This window comes from Citrobacter sp. RHB25-C09 (assembly GCF_013836145.1).
Lineage (GTDB): Bacteria > Pseudomonadota > Gammaproteobacteria > Enterobacterales > Enterobacteriaceae > Citrobacter_A.
In genome coordinates this window covers 408680-429637 of the sequence record NZ_CP057483.1, presented here as the reverse complement: position 1 = coordinate 429637, position 20958 = coordinate 408680, and the positions used below count along the sequence as shown (strand labels likewise).

At 50.8% G+C, this 20958-nt stretch carries 32 protein-coding genes, 2 tRNA genes and 1 rRNA gene; 6 read left to right on the top strand and 29 right to left on the bottom strand.

Annotated elements, in window-relative coordinates:
* Window positions 1-61 precede the first annotated feature (61 nt).
* The 4 genes from HVY19_RS02070 to HVY19_RS02055 form a co-directional block, all read right to left on the bottom strand.
* Window positions 62-137, bottom strand: a tRNA-Ala gene (locus HVY19_RS02070).
* 108 nt (window positions 138-245) lie between these two features.
* Window positions 246-322 (bottom strand) — tRNA-Ile (locus HVY19_RS02065).
* 69 nt (window positions 323-391) lie between these two features.
* Window positions 392-1933: ribosomal RNA gene (locus HVY19_RS02060) — 16S ribosomal RNA — on the bottom strand.
* 277 nt (window positions 1934-2210) lie between these two features.
* Entirely contained in the window at window positions 2211-2378 is a 168-nt protein-coding gene (locus HVY19_RS02055; RefSeq protein ID WP_181682753.1) for a hypothetical protein, read from the bottom strand.
* A gap of 26 nt (window positions 2379-2404) precedes the next feature.
* On the opposite strand from HVY19_RS02055, the gene HVY19_RS02050 reads away from it, so the two are divergent.
* Window positions 2405-2959, top strand: a complete 555-nt coding sequence (locus HVY19_RS02050; RefSeq protein ID WP_181682752.1) for a gamma carbonic anhydrase family protein — start codon at window positions 2405-2407, stop codon at window positions 2957-2959.
* Here HVY19_RS02050 and HVY19_RS02045 read toward each other — a convergent pair.
* The 6 genes from HVY19_RS02045 to dprA are packed head-to-tail and all read right to left on the bottom strand — an operon-like array spanning window position 2935 to window position 6727.
* Window positions 2935-3192, bottom strand: coding sequence for a DUF1488 domain-containing protein (locus tag HVY19_RS02045; RefSeq protein ID WP_181682751.1), 258 nt, complete (start codon window positions 3190-3192; stop codon window positions 2935-2937). The two genes, HVY19_RS02050 and HVY19_RS02045, sit on opposite strands and share 25 nt — an antisense overlap.
* A complete protein-coding gene (gene aroE, locus HVY19_RS02040; protein ID WP_181682750.1) occupies window positions 3189-4007 on the bottom strand; it encodes a shikimate dehydrogenase in 819 nt (272 codons plus the stop codon). The genes HVY19_RS02045 and aroE overlap by 4 nt, the downstream gene beginning before the upstream one ends.
* A gap of 4 nt (window positions 4008-4011) precedes the next feature.
* Window positions 4012-4584, bottom strand: a complete 573-nt coding sequence (gene tsaC / locus HVY19_RS02035) for an L-threonylcarbamoyladenylate synthase type 1 TsaC (protein ID WP_181682749.1) — start codon at window positions 4582-4584, stop codon at window positions 4012-4014.
* Window positions 4574-5131 carry a type I DNA topoisomerase gene (locus HVY19_RS02030; RefSeq protein WP_181682748.1) on the bottom strand — a complete coding sequence of 186 codons (558 nt, stop codon included), beginning with the start codon at window positions 5129-5131 and terminating at the stop codon, window positions 4574-4576. The genes tsaC and HVY19_RS02030 overlap by 11 nt, the downstream gene beginning before the upstream one ends.
* Before the next feature lie 26 nt (window positions 5132-5157).
* Complete coding sequence (gene smg, locus HVY19_RS02025; protein WP_012908442.1) at window positions 5158-5631, bottom strand: DUF494 family protein Smg; 474 nt, start codon at window positions 5629-5631, stop codon at window positions 5158-5160.
* On the bottom strand, window positions 5603-6727 hold the full coding sequence (dprA, locus tag HVY19_RS02020) for a DNA-protecting protein DprA (RefSeq protein WP_181682747.1): 1125 nt from the start codon (window positions 6725-6727) through the stop codon (window positions 5603-5605). Before dprA ends, smg begins: the two co-directional genes overlap by 29 nt.
* A gap of 128 nt (window positions 6728-6855) precedes the next feature.
* Between dprA and def the strand changes: the two genes are divergently transcribed.
* The 5 genes from def (at window position 6856) to mscL (ending at window position 11618) form a co-directional block, all read left to right on the top strand.
* Window positions 6856-7365 carry a peptide deformylase gene (gene def, locus HVY19_RS02015; protein ID WP_181682746.1) on the top strand — a complete coding sequence of 170 codons (510 nt, stop codon included), beginning with the start codon at window positions 6856-6858 and terminating at the stop codon, window positions 7363-7365.
* 14 nt (window positions 7366-7379) lie between these two features.
* Entirely contained in the window at window positions 7380-8327 is a 948-nt protein-coding gene (gene fmt, locus HVY19_RS02010; protein ID WP_181682745.1) for a methionyl-tRNA formyltransferase, read from the top strand.
* A gap of 52 nt (window positions 8328-8379) precedes the next feature.
* On the top strand, window positions 8380-9669 hold the full coding sequence (gene rsmB, locus HVY19_RS02005) for a 16S rRNA (cytosine(967)-C(5))-methyltransferase RsmB (RefSeq protein ID WP_181682744.1): 1290 nt from the start codon (window positions 8380-8382) through the stop codon (window positions 9667-9669).
* Between the two features lie 21 nt (window positions 9670-9690).
* Window positions 9691-11067 (top strand): Trk system potassium transporter TrkA, encoded by a 1377-nt coding sequence (trkA, locus tag HVY19_RS02000; RefSeq protein ID WP_181682743.1) that lies wholly within the window; start codon window positions 9691-9693, stop codon window positions 11065-11067.
* A 140-nt stretch (window positions 11068-11207) separates the two neighbouring features.
* A complete protein-coding gene (gene mscL, locus HVY19_RS01995; RefSeq protein WP_181682742.1) occupies window positions 11208-11618 on the top strand; it encodes a large-conductance mechanosensitive channel protein MscL in 411 nt (136 codons plus the stop codon).
* On the opposite strand, the gene arfA is transcribed toward mscL, so the two are convergent.
* The 19 genes from arfA to rplX form a co-directional block, all read right to left on the bottom strand.
* Window positions 11615-11833: an alternative ribosome-rescue factor ArfA gene (gene arfA, locus HVY19_RS01990; RefSeq protein WP_181682741.1), complete on the bottom strand. Its 219-nt coding sequence runs from the start codon at window positions 11831-11833 to the stop codon at window positions 11615-11617. The genes mscL and arfA overlap by 4 nt on opposite strands.
* A gap of 57 nt (window positions 11834-11890) precedes the next feature.
* Window positions 11891-12316: a Zn(2+)-responsive transcriptional regulator gene (gene zntR, locus HVY19_RS01985; RefSeq protein WP_181682740.1), complete on the bottom strand. Its 426-nt coding sequence runs from the start codon at window positions 12314-12316 to the stop codon at window positions 11891-11893.
* A 10-nt stretch (window positions 12317-12326) separates the two neighbouring features.
* Window positions 12327-12695 (bottom strand): DUF1992 domain-containing protein, encoded by a 369-nt coding sequence (locus HVY19_RS01980; protein ID WP_181682739.1) that lies wholly within the window; start codon window positions 12693-12695, stop codon window positions 12327-12329.
* Window positions 12696-12801: 106 nt separating this feature from the next.
* On the bottom strand, window positions 12802-13188 hold the full coding sequence (gene rplQ / locus HVY19_RS01975; RefSeq protein ID WP_001216372.1) for a 50S ribosomal protein L17: 387 nt from the start codon (window positions 13186-13188) through the stop codon (window positions 12802-12804).
* 40 nt (window positions 13189-13228) lie between these two features.
* Entirely contained in the window at window positions 13229-14218 is a 990-nt protein-coding gene (gene rpoA, locus HVY19_RS01970) for a DNA-directed RNA polymerase subunit alpha (RefSeq protein WP_001162094.1), read from the bottom strand.
* 25 nt (window positions 14219-14243) lie between these two features.
* On the bottom strand, window positions 14244-14864 hold the full coding sequence (gene rpsD / locus HVY19_RS01965; protein ID WP_000135226.1) for a 30S ribosomal protein S4: 621 nt from the start codon (window positions 14862-14864) through the stop codon (window positions 14244-14246).
* A 33-nt stretch (window positions 14865-14897) separates the two neighbouring features.
* Window positions 14898-15287, bottom strand: a complete 390-nt coding sequence (rpsK, locus tag HVY19_RS01960) for a 30S ribosomal protein S11 (RefSeq protein ID WP_001029684.1) — start codon at window positions 15285-15287, stop codon at window positions 14898-14900.
* Between the two features lie 16 nt (window positions 15288-15303).
* Window positions 15304-15660 carry a 30S ribosomal protein S13 gene (gene rpsM, locus HVY19_RS01955; protein WP_013099021.1) on the bottom strand — a complete coding sequence of 119 codons (357 nt, stop codon included), beginning with the start codon at window positions 15658-15660 and terminating at the stop codon, window positions 15304-15306.
* A gap of 146 nt (window positions 15661-15806) precedes the next feature.
* Window positions 15807-15923: a 50S ribosomal protein L36 gene (rpmJ, locus tag HVY19_RS01950; protein ID WP_000868187.1), complete on the bottom strand. Its 117-nt coding sequence runs from the start codon at window positions 15921-15923 to the stop codon at window positions 15807-15809.
* Between the two features lie 30 nt (window positions 15924-15953).
* Window positions 15954-17285 carry a preprotein translocase subunit SecY gene (secY, locus tag HVY19_RS01945; RefSeq protein WP_181682738.1) on the bottom strand — a complete coding sequence of 444 codons (1332 nt, stop codon included), beginning with the start codon at window positions 17283-17285 and terminating at the stop codon, window positions 15954-15956.
* Window positions 17286-17292: 7 nt separating this feature from the next.
* Entirely contained in the window at window positions 17293-17727 is a 435-nt protein-coding gene (rplO, locus tag HVY19_RS01940) for a 50S ribosomal protein L15 (protein ID WP_001238917.1), read from the bottom strand.
* 3 nt (window positions 17728-17730) lie between these two features.
* Window positions 17731-17910 carry a 50S ribosomal protein L30 gene (rpmD, locus tag HVY19_RS01935; RefSeq protein WP_001140434.1) on the bottom strand — a complete coding sequence of 60 codons (180 nt, stop codon included), beginning with the start codon at window positions 17908-17910 and terminating at the stop codon, window positions 17731-17733.
* A 3-nt stretch (window positions 17911-17913) separates the two neighbouring features.
* Complete coding sequence (gene rpsE, locus HVY19_RS01930; protein ID WP_000940121.1) at window positions 17914-18417, bottom strand: 30S ribosomal protein S5; 504 nt, start codon at window positions 18415-18417, stop codon at window positions 17914-17916.
* A gap of 14 nt (window positions 18418-18431) precedes the next feature.
* Complete coding sequence (rplR, locus tag HVY19_RS01925; protein ID WP_000358956.1) at window positions 18432-18785, bottom strand: 50S ribosomal protein L18; 354 nt, start codon at window positions 18783-18785, stop codon at window positions 18432-18434.
* 9 nt (window positions 18786-18794) lie between these two features.
* Window positions 18795-19328 (bottom strand): 50S ribosomal protein L6, encoded by a 534-nt coding sequence (rplF, locus tag HVY19_RS01920; protein ID WP_012135817.1) that lies wholly within the window; start codon window positions 19326-19328, stop codon window positions 18795-18797.
* A 12-nt stretch (window positions 19329-19340) separates the two neighbouring features.
* Entirely contained in the window at window positions 19341-19733 is a 393-nt protein-coding gene (gene rpsH / locus HVY19_RS01915) for a 30S ribosomal protein S8 (protein ID WP_000062611.1), read from the bottom strand.
* A 33-nt stretch (window positions 19734-19766) separates the two neighbouring features.
* On the bottom strand, window positions 19767-20072 hold the full coding sequence (rpsN, locus tag HVY19_RS01910) for a 30S ribosomal protein S14 (RefSeq protein WP_001118929.1): 306 nt from the start codon (window positions 20070-20072) through the stop codon (window positions 19767-19769).
* 14 nt (window positions 20073-20086) lie between these two features.
* Window positions 20087-20626: a 50S ribosomal protein L5 gene (rplE, locus tag HVY19_RS01905; RefSeq protein WP_003031123.1), complete on the bottom strand. Its 540-nt coding sequence runs from the start codon at window positions 20624-20626 to the stop codon at window positions 20087-20089.
* A 14-nt stretch (window positions 20627-20640) separates the two neighbouring features.
* Window positions 20641-20955: a 50S ribosomal protein L24 gene (gene rplX, locus HVY19_RS01900; protein WP_003031122.1), complete on the bottom strand. Its 315-nt coding sequence runs from the start codon at window positions 20953-20955 to the stop codon at window positions 20641-20643.
* Between the last annotated feature and the right edge of the window lie 3 nt (window positions 20956-20958).

The following is a 20958-nucleotide window of genomic DNA, read 5'->3' as shown; positions in this document are numbered from 1 at the left end:
ACTTCGCAGTGAACCCTTTCAGGTACACTCTGAAGTTTTCTTAAGTAAATGTTCTACAGTATGGTGGAGCTATGCGGGATCGAACCGCAGACCTCCTGCGTGCAAAGCAGGCGCTCTCCCAGCTGAGCTATAGCCCCATACAGTGTAGTTAAACCTCATCCCCAATTCGTTTCCGGGCGCGGCGTGGTGAAGCGAAGCATACTTAGGTATGCGAGCTTTGCCACAACAAAGCACGGGAGCGAATTTGGTAGGCCTGAGTGGACTTGAACCACCGACCTCACCCTTATCAGGGGTGCGCTCTAACCACCTGAGCTACAAGCCTGTAGAGGTTTTACTGCTCGTTTTTCATCAGACAATCTGTGTGGACACTACAAAGGCAGGTTCTTTAAGGTAAGGAGGTGATCCAACCGCAGGTTCCCCTACGGTTACCTTGTTACGACTTCACCCCAGTCATGAATCACAAAGTGGTAAGCGCCCTCCCGAAGGTTAAGCTACCTACTTCTTTTGCAACCCACTCCCATGGTGTGACGGGCGGTGTGTACAAGGCCCGGGAACGTATTCACCGTGGCATTCTGATCCACGATTACTAGCGATTCCGACTTCATGGAGTCGAGTTGCAGACTCCAATCCGGACTACGACATACTTTATGAGGTCCGCTTGCTCTCGCGAGGTCGCTTCTCTTTGTATATGCCATTGTAGCACGTGTGTAGCCCTGGTCGTAAGGGCCATGATGACTTGACGTCATCCCCACCTTCCTCCAGTTTATCACTGGCAGTCTCCTTTGAGTTCCCGGCCGGACCGCTGGCAACAAAGGATAAGGGTTGCGCTCGTTGCGGGACTTAACCCAACATTTCACAACACGAGCTGACGACAGCCATGCAGCACCTGTCTCACAGTTCCCGAAGGCACAAATCCATCTCTGGATTCTTCTGTGGATGTCAAGACCAGGTAAGGTTCTTCGCGTTGCATCGAATTAAACCACATGCTCCACCGCTTGTGCGGGCCCCCGTCAATTCATTTGAGTTTTAACCTTGCGGCCGTACTCCCCAGGCGGTCGACTTAACGCGTTAGCTCCGGAAGCCACGCCTCAAGGGCACAACCTCCAAGTCGACATCGTTTACGGCGTGGACTACCAGGGTATCTAATCCTGTTTGCTCCCCACGCTTTCGCACCTGAGCGTCAGTCTTTGTCCAGGGGGCCGCCTTCGCCACCGGTATTCCTCCAGATCTCTACGCATTTCACCGCTACACCTGGAATTCTACCCCCCTCTACAAGACTCTAGCCTGCCAGTTTCGAATGCAGTTCCCAGGTTGAGCCCGGGGATTTCACATCCGACTTGACAGACCGCCTGCGTGCGCTTTACGCCCAGTAATTCCGATTAACGCTTGCACCCTCCGTATTACCGCGGCTGCTGGCACGGAGTTAGCCGGTGCTTCTTCTGCGGGTAACGTCAATTGCTGAGGTTATTAACCTCAACACCTTCCTCCCCGCTGAAAGTACTTTACAACCCGAAGGCCTTCTTCATACACGCGGCATGGCTGCATCAGGCTTGCGCCCATTGTGCAATATTCCCCACTGCTGCCTCCCGTAGGAGTCTGGACCGTGTCTCAGTTCCAGTGTGGCTGGTCATCCTCTCAGACCAGCTAGGGATCGTCGCCTTGGTGAGCCGTTACCTCACCAACAAGCTAATCCCATCTGGGCACATCCGATGGCAAGAGGCCCGAAGGTCCCCCTCTTTGGTCTTGCGACGTTATGCGGTATTAGCTACCGTTTCCAGTAGTTATCCCCCTCCATCGGGCAGTTTCCCAGACATTACTCACCCGTCCGCCACTCGTCAGCGAAGCAGCAAGCTGCTTCCTGTTACCGTTCGACTTGCATGTGTTAGGCCTGCCGCCAGCGTTCAATCTGAGCCATGATCAAACTCTTCAATTTAAGTTTGATGCTCGTAGAATTAAACTTCGTAATGAATTACGTGTTCACTCTTTGAGACTTGGTATTCATTTAGTGTCCGAGGACATTAAGAATCCATGTCACTTTGAGTGCCCACACAGATTGTCTGATAAATTGTTAAAGAGCAGTTGCGACGCGCTTCAGCGCTCTGTCGCGAGGTGGCGTATATTACGCTTTCCTCTTTCAGAGTCAACCCTGAATTTCAGGATTTTTCTCTTCGTTGTGACGACCATCTTGTGAAGCGTTTCACTTTGTCGTCTCAACGGAGGCGCATTATAGGGATCCCATTTTTTTGCACAAGGCTTTTTTCGATCTTTTTTTCTGTTTGCTGCTTTTTCATCCCTTTCGCTCCATTCATGCGCAAACTGGCTGATTTTTGATAGCTAAAGCACTTGCACAAGGCCCGAATTGCAACCAAAGTCATCATTACTGTTCTCTTTCCTTGAGGTAAATATGGCTGAGGTATTACGCCCTTATAAGGATCTTTTCCCGCAGATCGGCCAACGCGTGATGATCGACAACAGCAGCGTCGTCATCGGGGACGTTCGTCTGGCGGATGATGTCGGGATCTGGCCGCTTGTCGCAATCCGTGGCGATGTGAATTATGTCGCGATCGGCGCACGTACAAATATCCAGGATGGCAGTGTGCTGCACGTTACCCATAAATCCTCCTCTAACCCGGAGGGAAATCCCTTAATCGTGGGTGAAGATGTGACGGTTGGACATAAAGTGATGCTGCACGGCTGCGTCATTGGTAGCCGTGTTCTGGTCGGCATGGGTTCGATTCTGTTGGATGGCGCAGTCATTGAAGATGATGTGATGATTGGCGCGGGAAGTCTGGTGCCACAAAATAAACGACTGGAGAGCGGCTACCTATACCTGGGAAGCCCCGTTAAACAGATTCGTCCGCTCACAGAGGAGGAGAAAGCAGGTCTACTGTACTCCGCCAAAAACTATGTGAAATGGAAAGACGAATATCTCGCTCAGGATAACCAGATCCAGCCGTGATCGTCTTCCTGCTGGGACTGGATCAGCGCTTCCGCTTCTTCTTCCAGATCCCAGCGATGCTCGCAAAAGTCAGCCAACCATTGTTCCGCCGTATCGCCACCAAAGCGATTCGCCAGCGCCTCTCCCTTAATGGCACACATCAACTGCATACCATTTACCAGAGCGGGAAAACAGACGGCTTCTTTCTGCGCGTTCCACTCTTCTCTGTCAGGGAACTGAATGGCCTGATTCATGCAGAAAGTTCCTGTTTAAGTCGCGTTATTACCGGCTCAATTTCTGGTAACACGCCGTGCCAGAGCAATACGGCATGGGCAGCTTGTCCCACCAGCATCCCCAAACCATCTGCGCGATGCTTCGCCCCCTGTTGCTCAGACCAGGAAAGAAACGGCGTGTTACCTTTTTTATAGAACATGTCGTAACAACAGACCGACGGACGAATAAGCGAGGCAGGAATTGCCGGAATATCGCCACTGATTCCACTGGAAGTTGCATTGATCATCAGATCAAACTCATGCCCTTCCAGATCATCCATGCCTAACGCCTGCACACTACCGGTGTGTGCAAAGACCTGCGCAAGTTCTTTCGCACGAGATGCGGTTCGGTTGACGATAGTGACTCCGCAATCCATAGAAAGCAGCGGCAGCAGCACGCCACGCGATGCGCCTCCCGCGCCAATCAACAAAATTCGCAGGCCTGGACGAATAAAGGAGAGCCGCTCAAGATCGGTTAGCAGACCTATACCGTCAGTGTTATCGCCGAGCAAACGACCGTCATCCAGCCGCTTAAGCGTGTTCACCGCACCAGCCAGCGCTGCGCGTTCTGTGAGTTCATCCGCGCGAGCAAACGCTTCTTCTTTAAAAGGCACGGTGACATTTGCGCCTTTCCCCCCCGCCGCAAAAAAAGCGTTTAGCGTAGTAATGAAATCATCAACTGGTGCCAGAACACGCCCGTAGGGATGCTCAATATTCAGTTGCTCAGCAAATTGTCGATGAATAAAGGGGGATTTGCTGTGCGCTATCGGGTTGCCAAAAACAGCATAGGTATCCATTGTCTTACCCCTGTCGAAACAGTTCGCCCGTCAGGGCATCACGAATTTCCGAAGGATTCAAACGCCCTCCAGTTTCTCCGCAGACCACTGGGAAATCGGCACCGAACTGAGCGCGAACCTCATCCACTGTCCGGCAAGGCGGCAGCCCACTCAGATTAGCGCTCGTTGAAACCAACGGCTTTCCATAAGCCTGGCACAGCGCGACCACCAGCGGATGATTCGTCACGCGAACGGCCAATGAGTCAAAACGCCCAGTCAACCAACGCGGTGTTGTCGCGGGCGCAGGAAAAACAAAGGTAACGGGGCCTGGCCAGCGTGAAAACACAGCTTCACGCTGAGTATCAGTCAGCATACTGTCGTCGATATAAGGCTTGAGTTGCTCAAAACTCGCCGCGATCAAAATCAAACCTTTATCGACTGGCCGCTGTTTCAGCGCCAGCAGGCGATTAACGGCAATTTCGCTATCGGGGTCACACCCGACACCAAAGACGGCTTCTGTGGGATAGGCGATGACGTTTTCTTTATTAAGGACCTCTATCGCGTCAGCGATAAGGTTTGTTGGCAGGTTATTCTTCACTTTTTTGTTCCGCCGGGATCGGCTTTCCACATTGTTTACTGGCGCAAAAGAGTTTAACACCCTGCGCGGTTTTCTTTTCGATAAGTAGCGGATAGTGGCATTCAGGACACTCTCCGGCTAGCGGTTTAAAGTTAATGACAAACTGGCACTCCGGATAGCGATCGCAGGAGTGGAAGGTCTTACCATAACGGGAACGCCGCTGGACCAAATGGCCCGTCTGGCATTGGGGGCAGGTAATGGCTGTTTCATCGGGTTTATCAATCAGCTCGGTATGTTCACATTGGGGGTAGTCGCTGCAACCGATGAACATGCCAAACCGCCCCTGGCGCAACACCAGTTCGGCACCGCAGGCAGGGCAAAATTTTCCCTCCAGAACTTTGACGATATGCCCGTCCGCTGAGGATTTCAACGGACGGATGTAGTCACATTCCGGATAATGAGAACACCCGAGAAACGGACCATGTTTCCCGGAGCGTATAACCAGTTCAGCCCCGCATTGTGGGCAGGGCTCATTATTACGCACCGTAAACAGTGCTGATTTAGCCATAACAACTCATGCTGAATTAAGGTTGATTAATGCAGCATACCTTCATTCACTTCAAAGAGTAATTCTTCCATTTGCTGATAGGCATTTTCACAACCCGGAATGTTGAACAAAACCATCAGGATTACCCACTTCAGGTCTTCCAGGTCGAATTCTGCGGTATCCAGCGCGAGCACGCGTTCAATCACCATTTCTCGCGTTTCGAGGTTTAGCACCTGAATCTGCTCAAGGAATAACAAGAATCCCCGGCAACTGGCATCCAGACGATCGCACTCTTCAGGCGTATAGATACGAACAGAGAGTGGATCTGAGGCAAGTTGCATTGGCTCAGCAAGCCCTTCCTGATAGTCAGCAAGCTTTTCCAGCCACAGGAGCGCATTGTAGATGTCTTCACGATCAAAGCCAGCGTCGGTAAGATCCCGTTCTAGTTTGTCCTGATCCACACGTAATTCAGCTTCATTGTGGATATATGTCTCAAACAAATACATTAGTACGTCGAACATGGCATGCCCTCCTCAATCGGACATAGCCGCCGGGTACAGCTGCGATCCAACCTGCTAACTCCAGTTCGAGTAGCTGAGCCACTACCACTGGCACAGGTTGGCCGGCACGTTCAGCGACGACGTCAACAGGTGTTACCTCATCTCCTACGTTAGCCAGGAGCTCGGGAAATGGCAATGCTGCGTCTTCCTGATCTGACGAATAAAGTGAATTTTCAGGCTCATCTGGCAGCCAATGTAGGCCATACTGCAAATTTTCCAGGATTTCCTCTGGCGACGTCACCAGTGTTGCCCCCTGCTTTACCAGCCAGTGCGGACCTTCACTTCCCGGACTGCCGAGGGCACCAGGTATGACAAATACCTCTCTCCCCTGTTCCAGCGCACAGCGCGCCGTAACCAAAGAACCGCTACGCAATGCAGCCTCTACAACCAGAACACCTTTACTCAAGCCGCTAATGATGCGGTTTCGCCGAGGAAAATTGCGCGGAATGGGAGGCATCATGAGTGGAAACTCGGAAACCAGCGCACCTCCTGAGGCTATTAACGTTTCAGCGAGTTCAGCATGTCTGCGTGGATAAATGGCCCGCAGCCCATTTCCAAGTACGGCAATACTTTTTCCTTTTGCCTGAACAGCAGCCTTATGTGCGACACCATCTATTCCCCGCGCTAAACCACTGGTGATCGTTATTTCCCACGCCGCCAATTTTTCAGTGAACAGTCGGCCCCACCTCTCCCCATACCAGGACGGTGTTCGGCTTCCAACTACCGCAAGCTGAAAGTGATGAAGACACTGCAGGTCCCCAGCCACCAGAAGCGCACCGGGATAATCATCAATAGCGCGGAGTTGAGAAGGGTAACTGTCGCAGTCCGCCAGTAAAAGATGATGATGTGGCTGTTCCAGCCAGAGAAGCGTCTGCTCCAGTTCATCATCAGGAAAGCCGAGAAAACGTTTTGCCTGCGATGGTGATAGTCCCACACTTCGGAGTATGGAGTTATCCACATGCGGCTGAGCAATCAGCCGGTGAGCAAGTCGAACCATTTCATCGCCGAATAATTCACTTACGCACATCAAACGTAGCCAAATTTCTGTACGGGTCATCCTTATCCCCTGCCACAAGCAGTCTTAGCAATCTTTGCGATTGGTCACTGATGCTGTCAATCAGAAGGGGATTTGTCTAGAATAGAGGTAATAATCTTTCCAACTCCTGAACACAACTCTGGATAACTATGTCAGTTTTGCAAGTGTTACATATTCCGGACGAGCGTCTTCGCAAAGTCGCGAAACCGGTAGAAGAAGTGAATGCAGAAATTCAGCGTATCGTCGATGATATGTTCGAGACGATGTACGCGGAAGAAGGTATTGGCCTTGCGGCAACGCAGGTCGATATTCATCAGCGAATTATTGTGATTGATGTGTCGGAAAATCGCGACGAGCGTCTGGTGTTAATTAACCCGGAGCTGCTGGAGAAAGAAGGCGAAACCGGCATTGAAGAAGGCTGCCTGTCCATTCCGGAACAACGTGCTTTAGTACCACGTGCCGAGAAAGTGAAAATTCGCGCACTCGATCGCGAAGGTCAATCTTTCGAGCTGGAAGCCGACGGTCTGCTGGCTATCTGTATTCAGCATGAAATGGATCACCTGGTCGGTAAACTGTTTATCGATTATTTGTCGCCGCTGAAGCAGCAGCGTATTCGTCAGAAAGTTGAAAAACTCGACCGCCTGAACGCCCGAGCTTAAGGATAAGAATCAACGTGTCAGACTCACTACGGATTATTTTTGCGGGTACACCTGACTTTGCAGCGCGTCATCTTGACGCGCTGTTATCTTCTGGACATCACGTGGTCGGCGTTTTCACTCAACCTGACCGCCCGGCAGGTCGTGGCAAAAAGCTGATGCCGAGTCCGGTCAAAGTATTGGCTGAAGAGAAAGGTATTCCAGTTTTCCAACCCGCTTCTTTACGCCCGCAGGAAAACCAGCATTTGGTTTCCGAATTACATGCGGACGTAATGGTCGTGGTGGCGTATGGCCTGATTTTGCCTAAAGCCGTGCTGGATATGCCGCGACTCGGTTGCATTAACGTCCACGGCTCTCTGCTGCCACGCTGGCGCGGCGCGGCGCCAATTCAACGTTCACTCTGGGCGGGTGACGCCGAAACGGGTGTGACCATCATGCAGATGGACGTTGGACTGGATACCGGCGACATGCTCTACAAACTCGCCTGTCCTATCACCGCTGAAGATACCAGCGGGACCCTGTATGACAAACTGGCGAATCTCGGCCCACAAGGGCTGATCGAGACCCTGAAACAGTTAGCGGAAGGTCGGGCAAAACCAGAAGTCCAGGATAATGCGTTGGCCACGCACGCTGATAAACTCAGCAAAGAAGAAGCCCGCATTGACTGGTCGCTTTCTGCAGCGCAACTGGAACGCTGTATCCGTGCGTTCAACCCCTGGCCAATGAGCTGGCTGGAAATCGAAGGTCAGCCGGTAAAAGTCTGGCAGGCTTCAGTCATTGAAACGGTGACGCAGGCAGAACCTGGCACCATCCTTGAAGCCTCAAAACAGGGCATTCAGGTCGCGACGGGTGATGGAATTCTGAATCTCGTCTCCCTGCAACCCGCAGGGAAGAAAGCCATGAGCGCACAGGATCTTTTAAATTCACGTCGGGAATGGTTCATTCCTGGCAACCGTCTGGCCTGACGGCCACCTTTTACTTCGCCCGGTGATACCGGGCATTTTTATTTTTGCGGTTATGAATAAGAAACTGAACTTACGCAGTATGGCGGCACAGGCCGTTGAACAGGTCGTTGAGCAAGGGCATTCACTGAGCAATGTCCTGCCGCCGCTACAACAAAAAGTCTCCGATAAAGACAAAGCGCTGTTGCAAGAGTTGTGCTTTGGGGTATTGCGCACGCTGCCGCAGCTTGAGTGGCTAATCAATAAACTGATGTCCCGCCCGATGACCGGGAAACAGCGTACCGTACACTATTTAATTATGGTGGGATTCTATCAATTACTGCATACCCGAATTCCTCCTCATGCCGCGCTGGCGGAAACAGTCGAAGGGGCGGTTGCGATTAAACGTCCGCAGCTTAAAGGACTGATAAACGGCGTTCTTCGCCAGTTCCAGCGTCAACAGGAAGAGTTACTTGCGGAGTTTACCAGCAGTGATGCGCGCTATTTACATCCGTCGTGGCTGCTTAAGCGCCTGCAAAAAGCGTATCCCGAACAATGGGTATCCCTTGTTGAAGCCAATAACCAGCGTCCGCCTATGTGGCTACGTGTTAACCGTACACACCATTCTCGGGACAGTTGGCTAGCATTGCTCGAAGACGCCGGTATGAAAGGCGTACCACATCCTGACTATCCCGACGCCGTGCGTCTGGAAACCCCTGCCCCAGTTCATGCTCTCCCTGGCTTCGATGAAGGTTGGGTCACCGTTCAGGATGCCTCAGCTCAAGGCTGCATCACTTTTCTTGCTCCGCAAAACGGCGAACAGATTCTGGATCTTTGCGCGGCGCCAGGGGGGAAAACCACGCATATCCTCGAAGCGGCTCCGGAAGCTGAAGTGTTGGCGGTTGATGTTGATGAACAGCGCCTTTCCCGCGTCTACGACAACCTGAAACGTCTTGGAATGAAAGCCACTGTTAAGCAGGGAGATGGACGTTATCCTGCGCAGTGGTGTGGTGAGCAGCAGTTTGACCGTATTCTGTTAGATGCCCCCTGCTCTGCCACCGGCGTGATCCGCCGCCATCCCGATATCAAATGGCTACGCCGCGATCGCGATATTGCCGAGTTAGCAAAATTGCAGGCTGAAATTCTCGATGCTATCTGGCCACATCTGAAATCCGGTGGAACGCTGGTTTACGCTACCTGTTCTGTATTGCCAGAAGAGAACAGCCAACAGGTGTACGCGTTCCTACAACGCACTGCGGATGCAACGCTCAGCGAAACAGGAACGCCAGAACATCCGGGTAAGCAAAATCTACCCGGCGCAGAAGAAGGCGATGGCTTCTTTTACGCTAAGCTAATCAAAAAGTGATGAGATAACGGGTCACGACTGATGAAAATAATCATTCTGGGCGCAGGTCAGGTCGGTGGAACGCTGGCAGAGAACCTGGTCGGCGAAAACAACGATATCACCGTGGTTGATACCAATGGTGAACGTCTGCGCAGCCTGCAGGACAAATTCGATTTGCGTGTCGTTCAGGGGCACGGTTCTCACCCTCGCGTTTTGCGCGAAGCCGGCGCGGATGACGCTGATATGTTAGTTGCCGTGACCAGTTCAGATGAAACGAATATGGTGGCCTGTCAGGTTGCCTTCTCGTTATTCAATACGCCGAACCGTATCGCCCGTATTCGTTCTCCCGACTATGTCCGTGATGCAGACAAATTGTTTCATACTGAGGCCGTGCCTATCGATCACTTGATCGCGCCAGAACAGTTGGTCATCGATAGTATTTATCGTCTTATTGAATATCCGGGCGCATTGCAGGTGGTGAATTTCGCTGAAGGCAAGGTCAGTCTGGCGGTCGTCAAAGCCTATTATGGCGGCCCGTTGATTGGTAACGCACTTTCCACCATGCGTGAGCACATGCCACATATCGATACACGCGTGGCCGCGATTTTTCGCCATGACAGACCGATTCGTCCGCAGGGCTCTACCATTGTGGAAGCGGGTGACGAAGTGTTCTTTATTGCCGCATCGCAGCATATTCGTGCGGTAATGAGTGAATTACAACGCCTCGAAAAACCGTATAAGCGCATCATGCTGGTTGGCGGCGGTAACATCGGAGCGGGTCTGGCTCATCGTCTTGAAAAAGATTACAGCGTGAAATTGATCGAACGCGATCAACAGCGCGCTGCTGAACTGGCGGAAAAACTGCAAAATACGATCGTATTTTTTGGTGATGCGTCGGATCAGGAGTTGCTGGCTGAAGAGCACATCGATCAGGTTGATCTGTTTATTGCAGTGACCAACGACGACGAAGCTAACATTATGTCTGCCATGTTAGCTAAACGGATGGGCGCAAAGAAAGTCATGGTGCTTATTCAGCGCCGCGCCTATGTCGATCTGGTGCAAGGCAGCGTCATCGATATCGCAATTTCACCGCAGCAGGCAACCATTTCCGCTCTGCTCAGCCATGTGCGCAAAGCAGATATCGTTGGCGTCTCCTCATTACGCCGTGGTGTGGCAGAGGCTATCGAAGCCGTTGCGCACGGTGATGAAAGTACGTCACGCGTGGTGGGCCGCGTTATTGACGAAATTAAACTGCCGCCAGGTACAATCATTGGCGCCGTCGTTCGTGGTAACGATGTGATGATTGCTAATGATAATTTGCGTATTGAACAGGGTGACCACGTCATTATGTTCCTGACGGACAAAAAGTTTATTACTGACGTTGAACGTTTATTCCAGCCAAGTCCTTTCTTCCTTTAACTTAGAAGGGTGCATAATTAGCACCCTTCTAAATCCCCTGAGTTATCAAGGCTTAATTCACGTCATTAATATTGAGACTTAAATGGCAATTGGCTTAACATTTGTTAAACTTATTACATCAGCTGCATAGGGAGAATAAAATGAGTATTATTAAAGAGTTTCGCGAATTCGCGATGCGCGGGAATGTTGTTGACCTGGCGGTGGGTGTCATTATTGGTGCGGCATTCGGGAAGATTGTTTCATCATTAGTTGCTGATATCATCATGCCGCCACTCGGTTTATTAATTGGCGGGATCGATTTCAAACAGTTTGCGGTGACACTGCGTGAAGCGCAGGGTGACATTCCGGCAGTCGTGATGCACTACGGCGTGTTTATTCAAAATATCTTCGATTTTGTGATTGTCGCATTCGCTATTTTTATGGCGATTAAGCTAATTAACAAACTCAATCGTAAGAAAGAAGAGCCAGCGGCCGCACCTGCGCCGACAAAAGAGGAAGTCCTGCTGACTGAAATCCGCGATCTGTTAAAAGAACAAAATAACCGTTCTTAAGAGACCGTTGAAAGCAGAAGGCCAGTGGTAAAAAAGTGAATGACTTTCTTGCCACTGGCCTCCCAGTTACCTCTGTTGCCATGTTTACCTTTGCGTAAATAACTTCCCTTTCCTTTCTTATTTTTTTCAATGCGCTGTCTGAACAGCGGGTCATGCAATAACGCCTCGATAGCGTTGTCTTTTATCTGCCCTTTCGTGTGCTGATAACGACTCATAATAACTCCAGTTTGTGTGGTTTAACGGCGCGAGTTTAGTCCCGCCAATGGAATAAATCAACAGCCTGACTTGACGCCACTGGCGCCCTGTTCAAGCGCTTCCAGAATGGAACAATAAACGCTGCTATGTGCAGAACCACAGCAAGCGTCATTCAGACGTTGCAAAGAACGCTGCATCGTCTGCAGTTCCGCAATCCTTGCCTCTACGTCTTTAAGCCTCTCCTGCACGATCCCTTTCGACTCCTGGCAGGTATGGTGCTCGGGGTCGATTCTGATCGACAGCAGTTCACGGATCGAGTCGAGAGTAAACCCAAGCTGACGCGCGTAGCGAATGAATTTCAGGCGCTGAAGATCTTGTTCCGTATACAGCCGAAAACCACCCTCTGTACGCACCTCATGTTCCATCATTTGCTGTTTTTCGTAGTAGCGGATGGTATCAGGAGTCACTTCTGCCAGCTTCGCCAGCTCACCAATGCGATACATATTTTCTCCGTTAGTTATTTCTCATTTTACCCAGCAACTTTTCAGCATACTCACCACGTAAAAATTCCGTGCTTAACCCGGCCTGGCGGAGTTTCATTTCCAGCAGTGACAACCGACGACCGATCTCCGGATATTTTGGATCATCCTGATCTATATCTTTCAGGAGATCCTGTAACTGAATGGCCTCCTTTCGCTGTTCCAGTTCAGGGGGAAGGCAGCCTGAATTTTTCAATAAACGATAACCCGCGCGAAGCTCAGCGGGGATATGAGAATCATCATCCAGAACGAGAGGCTCGCCGCGACCGGGCAAATTATCAAACTCGCCTTTGGTCTGTGCGTCCATAATATGGCGCTCCGCCCACTGGTCCAGTAACCACATAGAAGACTCCAGGGGATGAACAAAAAGAGTACAGATAGTGTAGATAATGGGGGTACTTTGGATATAAAAAAACCCGCCGGAGCGGGTTTTTTTACGTTACTACAGATTACTCTGCAGCAGCTTCTGCTTTCGATTCAGAGCGATCAACCAGCTCGATGTAAGCCATCGGCGCGTTGTCACCAGCACGGAAGCCACACTTCAAAATACGAGTGTAACCACCTGCACGACTCGCGAAACGCGGGCCCAGTTCGTTAAACAGTTTTGCCACGATCTCGTTATCACGAGTGCGGGCGAATGCCAGACGACGATTAGCTACGCTATCAGTCTTGGCAAGAGTAATCAGCGGCTCAACTACGCGACGCAGCTCTTTCGCTTTAGGCAGGGTCGTCTTGATGATCTCATGACGAACCAGTGAACCTGCCATGTTGCGGAACATAGCCTGGCGATGGCTGCTGTTGCGGTTCAGTTGACGACCACTCTTACGATGGCGCATGACCTTATCCTTCTCAGTAAAACCTTAACCTGTGATCCGGTTACTCGTCAGCGATGCTTGCCGGTGGCCAGTTTTCCAGGCGCATGCCCAGAGACAGTCCACGGGAAGCCAGCACGTCTTTAATCTCAGTAAGAGATTTTTTACCAAGGTTAGGCGTCTTAAGAAGCTCAACCTCAGTACGCTGTACCAGATCACCGATATAGTGGATAGCTTCTGCTTTAAGGCAGTTAGCAGAGCGGACAGTCAATTCCAGATCGTCAACAGGGCGCAGCAGGATCGGATCGAATTCTGGTTTCTCTTCTTTCACTTCTGGCTGACGTACATCACGTAAGTCAACAAAAGCTTCCAGTTGTTCTGCCAGGATGGTCGCCGCACGACGAATCGCCTCTTCAGGATCGATTGTGCCGTTGGTTTCCATTTCGATGACCAGCTTGTCCAGGTCGGTACGCTGTTCTACACGCGCTGCTTCAACATTGTAGGCAATACGCTCTACAGGGCTGTAGCATGCGTCGACCAGCAGACGGCCGATTGGGCGCTCATCTTCTTCCGAATGAATTCGGGTAGAAGCCGGCACATAACCACGACCGCGCTGAACTTTGATACGCATGCTAATAGACGCGTTCTCATCGGTCAGGTGGCAGATCACGTGCTGCGGCTTGACGATTTCGACATCCCCATCATGGGTAATATCGGCTGCAGTCACAGGGCCAATGCCAGATTTATTCAAGGTAAGAATAACTTCATCTTTACCCTGAACTCTCACCGCCAGCCCTTTCAGGTTGAGCAGGATTTCCAGGATATCTTCCTGAACGCCTTCTTTGGTGCTGTACTCATGTAGTACACCATCAATCTCAACCTCGGTCACCGCGCAACCCGGCATCGATGAGAGCAGAATACGGCGCAGTGCGTTACCCAGAGTATGGCCGAAGCCACGCTCTAAAGGCTCAAGGGTCACCTTGGCGTGCGTCGAACTCACTTGCTCGATATCTACCAGGCGCGGTTTTAGAAACTCTGTCACAGAACCCTGCATTGTGTCCTCTCTTTGGTACTAAGCTTTACTTGGAGTAAAGCTCGACGATCAGGTGTTCGTTAATGTCCGCAGACAGATCAGAACGCTCAGGCTTACGCTTGTACGTACCTTCCATCTTGCCAGCATCAACTTCCAGCCAGGTTGGCTTTTCACGCTGCTCAGCCAGCTCCAGAGCGGCTTTCACGCGAGACTGCTTCTTCGCTTTCTCACGAATGCTAACAACGTCATTCGGACTCACCTGATAAGAAGCGATGTTAACAACACGACCGTTTACCATAATAGCTTTGTGGCTAACCAGCTGACGTGCTTCTGCACGAGTAGCGCCGAAGCCCATACGGTATACAACGTTGTCCAGACGACCTTCCAGCAGAGCCAACAGGTTTTCACCGGTGTTGCCTTTCAGACGTGCTGCTTCTTTGTAGTAGTTACGGAACTGACGCTCCAGCACACCGTAGATACGGCGAACTTTTTGCTTTTCACGCAACTGCACACCATAGTCAGACAGACGCGGTTTACGCGCACCGTGCTGGCCAGGAGCTTGTTCAATTTTACACTTGGTATCGATCGCGCGAACGCCAGACTTAAGGAATAAGTCGGTGCCCTCACGACGGCTCAGCTTGAGCTTAGGACCCAAATATCTTGCCATTTTCTTTCTCCAACAAACCTGGAAAACGAAGCGTTATACGCGGCGTTTTTTCGGCGGACGACAACCGTTATGAGGGATCGGAGTCACATCAGTAATATTAGTGATGCGGAAACCAGCGGCGTTCAGAGCACGAATAGTAGATTCGCGGCCTGGACCCGGACCTTTAACCATAACTTCCAGATTCTTGATACCGTATTCTTTCACGGCGTCAGCGCAACGCTCTGCTGCAACCTGAGCTGCGAACGGAGTAGATTTGCGAGAACCACGGAAACCGGAACCACCGGCTGTTGCCCAACCCAGCGCGTTACCCTGACGATCAGTGATAGTCACGATGGTGTTGTTGAAAGAAGCATGGATATGAGCCACGCCGTCAGAGACTTGCTTTCTTACACGTTTACGTGCACGAATTGGTGCCTTTGCCATTATTCAATCACCCCGATTATTTCTTGATCGGTTTGCGCGGACCCTTACGGGTACGTGCGTTGGTCTTGGTGCGCTGACCGCGTACCGGGAGACCACGACGATGACGCAAACCGCGATAGCAACCAAGATCCATCAGGCGCTTGATGCTCATGCTAATTTCACGGCGCAGATCACCTTCAACGACAAATTTGGCAACTTCGTCACGCAGCGTGTCGATTTGTCCTTCAGACAGCTCACTGATCTTAACATCTTCAGCGATACCCGCTGCAGCCAGGATGGCTTTGGAACGGGTCTTGCCGATGCCGTAGATCGAAGTTAATGCGATCACAGCATGTTTTTGATCAGGAATGTTAATGCCTGCTATACGGGCCACTATGCACTCCTACTATTTAATATGTACGCACCATGCTGAAAAGCCCGTTTTCAGGATACTCAAATGGAAACGTACAGACATACAAAAGATTGGCTGGCTAATCTAGCCAGCTCAACCCAACTTTGCAAGAAAAATATGCGAATAAATCAGCCTTGGCGCTGTTTATGCTTCGGCTCGGCACTGCAAATCACACGGATGACACCATCACGCTTAACGATTTTGCAGTTACGGCATAATTTCTTGACGGAAGCACGAACTTTCATTTTTACTCTCCGTAACTTCTCGGGCGACCATTAACGGCCGTAGCCTTTCAGGTTCGCCTTCTTCAATGCAGACTCGTACTGACTCGACATCATCAGAGTTTGCACTTGAGCCATAAAGTCCATAATCACGACAACAACGATAAGCAGTGAGGTTCCACCGAAGTAGAACGGTACTTTCATTGCATCACGCATGAACTCCGGGATCAGGCATATAAAGGTAATGTAAAGCGCACCGACCAAAGTCAGGCGGGTCATTACTTTATCGATATACTTCGCCGTTTGCTCTCCCGGACGAATTCCTGGTACGAATGCACCGGACTTCTTCAGGTTATCTGCTGTTTCACGCGGGTTGAAAACCAACGCCGTGTAGAAGAAACAGAAGAAGATGATCGCAGACGCATAGAGTAACACATAAAGTGGTTGCCCAGGCTGCAAATACAGCGAAATTGTTGTCAGCCAGTTCCAACCAGTACCGCCCCCGAACCATGACGCGATGGTCGCTGGGAACAGAATAATACTGGAAGCGAAGATTGCAGGGATTACCCCGGCCATATTCACTTTCAGCGGCAAATGTGTGCTCTGTGCAGCATAGACACGACGACCTTGCTGACGTTTAGCGTAGTTTACCACAATGCGGCGTTGGCCACGCTCAACAAATACAACAAAGAACGTCACTGCAAATACTAATACTGCAACCAACAGCAACACGAGGAAGTGCAGGTCGCCTTGACGCGCTTGCTCGATAGTATGGGCAATGGCTGGCGGGAGTCCCGCAACAATACCGGCGAAGATGATGATTGAGATACCGTTACCGATACCTCGTTCAGTAATCTGTTCGCCCAACCACATCAGGAACATCGTTCCCGTGACCAGACTTACAACAGCGGTGAAATAGAAAGCAAAGCCAGGGTTCATCACCAGGCCTTGCATCCCAGGCATATTCGGCAGACCGGTAGCAATACCGATCGACTGGAATATTGCCAGCACCAGAGTACCGTAGCGGGTGTACTGGCTGATCTTACGACGACCAGACTCCCCTTCCTTCTTAATTTCTGCCAACGTTGGGTGAACCACCGTCAGCAGCTGGATAATAATTGATGCCGAAATATACGGCATAATACCCAGAGCAAAGATAGAAGCACGGCTGAGAGCACCACCAGAGAACATGTTAAACATTTCAATGATGGTGCCTCGCTGTTGCTCAAGCAGTTTGGCAAGTACAGCGGCATCAATACCAGGGATCGGAATGAAAGAGCCAATACGGAACACAATCAGCGCACCGATAACAAACAGCAGTCTGCGTTTCAGCTCGCCTAAGCCACCTTTGGCACTTTGATAATCTAATCCCGGTTGTTTAGCCATCTGCTACTTATTCCTCGATTTTACCGCCAGCAGCTTCGATAGCAGCACGAGCGCCTTTAGTAACACGCAGGCCACGAACAGTTACCGGAGTAGTGACTTCACCAGCCAGGATCACTTTCGCGAACTCGATCTGGATACCGATAATGTTTGCTGCTTTCAGCGTGTTCAGGTCTACAACGCCGCCTTCTACTTTAGCCAGGTCAGACAGACGAACTTCGGCTGTAATCGCTGCTTTACGAGAAGTGAAGCCGAATTTCGGCAGACGACGGTACAGAGGCATCTGACCGCCCTCGAAACCGCGACGTACGCCACCGCCAGAACGAGACTTCTGACCTTTGTGACCACGACCACCGGTTTTACCGAGGCCAGAACCGATACCACGACCCAGGCGTTTACCCGCCTTTTTGGAGCCTTCGGCCGGAGACAGAGTATTTAAACGCATCTCTTACTCCTCAACTTTAACCATGAAGGAAACCGCGTTGACCATACCACGAACAGCAGGAGTATCCTCGCGCTCTACGGTGTGACCAATACGACGCAGACCCAGGCCAAGCAGCGTTGCCTTGTGTTTCGGCAGACGTCCGATTGCACTGCGGGTTTGAGTAATTTTAATAGTCTTTGCCATGGTTTATTTCCCCAGAATTTCTTCAACGGATTTACCACGCTTGGCAGCGACCATTTCTGGAGAATTCATATTTTCCAGGCCATCAATAGTTGCACGAACCACGTTGATCGGGTTGGTGGAACCATATGCTTTAGCCAGAACGTTATGAACTCCAGCAACTTCCAGAACGGCGCGCATTGCACCACCGGCGATGATACCGGTACCTTCGGAAGCTGGCTGCATGAATACACGAGAACCCGTGTGAACACCTTTAACCGGGTGTTGCAGGGTGCCGTTGTTCAGCGCGACGTTAATCATATTGCGACGGGCTTTTTCCATCGCTTTCTGGATCGCTGCTGGAACTTCACGCGCTTTACCGTAACCAAAACCAACGCGACCGTTACCATCGCCAACAACAGTCAGAGCTGTGAAGGAGAAAATACGACCACCTTTTACGGTTTTAGATACGCGGTTTACCGCGATCAGCTTTTCCTGCAGTTCGCCAGCTTGTTTTTCGATGTGAGCCATCTTACACCTCTACCTTAGAACTGAAGGCCAGCTTCACGGGCAGCATCTGCCAGTGCCTGGACACGACCATGATATTGGAACCCGGAACGGTCAAAGGATACATCTTTGATGCCTTTTTCCAGAGCGCGTTCAGCGACAGCTTTACCCACAGCTGCGGCCGCGTCTTTGTTACCGGTGTACTTCAGTTGTTCAGCGATAGCTTTTTCTACAGTAGAAGCAGCTACCAGAACTTCAGAACCGTTCGGTGCAATTACCTGTGCGTAAATATGACGCGGGGTACGATGTACCACCAGGCGAGTTGCGCCCAGCTCTTTGAGCTTGCGGCGTGCGCGGGTCGCACGACGGATACGAGCAGATTTCTTATCCATAGTGTTACCTTACTTCTTCTTAGCCTCTTTGGTACGCACGACTTCGTCGGCGTAACGAACACCCTTGCCTTTATAAGGCTCAGGACGACGGTAGGCACGCAGATCTGCCGCAACCTGACCGATCACCTGCTTATCAGCGCCTTTCAGCACGATTTCAGTTTGAGTCGGACATTCTGCAGTAATCCCTGCCGGCAGTTGATGGTCAACTGGGTGTGAGAAACCTAAAGACAGGTTTACAACATTCCCTTTAACCGCTGCACGATAACCTACACCAACCAGCTGCAGCTTCTTAGTGAAGCCTTCGGTAACACCGATAACCATTGAGTTCAGCAGGGCACGCGCGGTACCAGCCTGAGCCCAACCGTCTACGTAACCATCACGCGGACCGAAGGTCAGTGCATTATCTGCATGTTTAACTTCAACAGCATCGTTGAGAGTACGAGTCAGCTCGCCGTTTTTACCTTTGATCGTAATAACCTGACCGTTGATTTTTACATCAACGCCGGCAGGAACAACGACCGGTGCTTTAGCAACACGAGACATTTTTTCCTCCGATTAGGCTACGTAGCAGATAATTTCGCCGCCAAGACCAGCCTGGCGCGCTGCACGATCAGTCATAACACCTTTAGAGGTAGAAACAACTGCGATACCCAGTCCCGCCATAACTTTCGGCAGCTCATCTTTACGTTTGTAGATGCGCAGACCTGGGCGGCTGACACGCTGAATGCTTTCTACAACAGCTTTACCCTGGAAATACTTAAGAGTCAGTTCCAGTTCCGGCTTGGTGTCGCCTTCAACTTTAAAATCTTCAATAAAACCTTCTTCCTTCAGCACGTTGGCAATTGCCACTTTCAGCTTGGAGGAAGGCATGGTGACCGCAGCTTTGTTCGCGGCCTGACCGTTACGGATACGGGTCAGCATATCCGCGATCGGATCTTGCATGCTCATCTGTCTTTACTCCCGTGATTCAATTGGTGACAATTACCAGCTAGCCTTTTTCAAGCCTGGTACTTCACCGCGCATAGCGGCTTCACGAAGCTTGATACGGCTCAACCCGAACTTGCCCACATAACCATGTGGACGACCTGTTTGACGGCAGCGGTTACGCTGACGAGACGGGCTGGAATCACGCGGCAGAGACTGCAGCTTAAGAACAGCATTCCAACGATCTTCGTCAGAAGCGTTCACATCAGAGATGATCGCTTTCAGTTCAGCGCGTTTCGCGAAGTATTTATCAGCTAAAGCTACGCGTTTTACTTCGCGTGCTTTCATTGATTGCTTAGCCATTCAGTAACCCTACCTTACTTGCGGAACGGGAAGTCAAAGGCAGCCAGCAGAGCACGGCCTTCTTCGTCAGATTTCGCAGTAGTGGTAATGGTAATATCCAAACCACGAACGCGGTCGACTTTATCGTAGTCGATTTCTGGGAAGATGATCTGCTCACGGACACCCATGCTGTAGTTACCACGACCGTCGAAAGACTTAGCGGACAAGCCACGGAAGTCACGGATACGTGGAACAGCAATAGTGATCAGGCGCTCAAAGAACTCCCACATGCGTTCGCCACGCAGAGTTACTTTACAGCCGATCGGATAGCCCTGACGGATTTTGAAGCCTGCAACTGATTTGCGTGCTTTGGTGATCAACGGCTTTTGACCGGAGATTGCTGTCAGGTCAGCTGCTGCGTTATCCAGCAGTTTCTTGTCAGCGATCGCTTCACCAACACCCATGTTCAGGGTGATCTTCTCGACCCGAGGGACTTGCATGACAGAATTGTAGTTAAACTCAGTCATGAGTTTAGCAACTACTTCGTCTTTGTAGTAATCATGCAGTTTCGCCATCGTACTACTCCAAATTACTTGATAGTTTCGCTGTTAGATTTAAAGAAACGGACTTTTTTGCCGTCTTCGAATCTAAAGCCTACACGGTCAGCCTTGCCGGTTGCCGCATTGAAGATTGCAAGGTTAGAGATCTGAATAGCTGCTTCTTTCTCTACGATGCCACCTGGTTGGTTCAGAGCCGGAACCGGCTTCTGGTGTTTCTTAACCAGGTTGATACCTTCAACAATGACCTTGCCGGAAGACAGGACATTCTTAACTTTACCGCGTTTACCTTTATCTTTACCGGTTAACACGATAACTTCGTCATCACGACGGATCTTCGCTGCCATGAT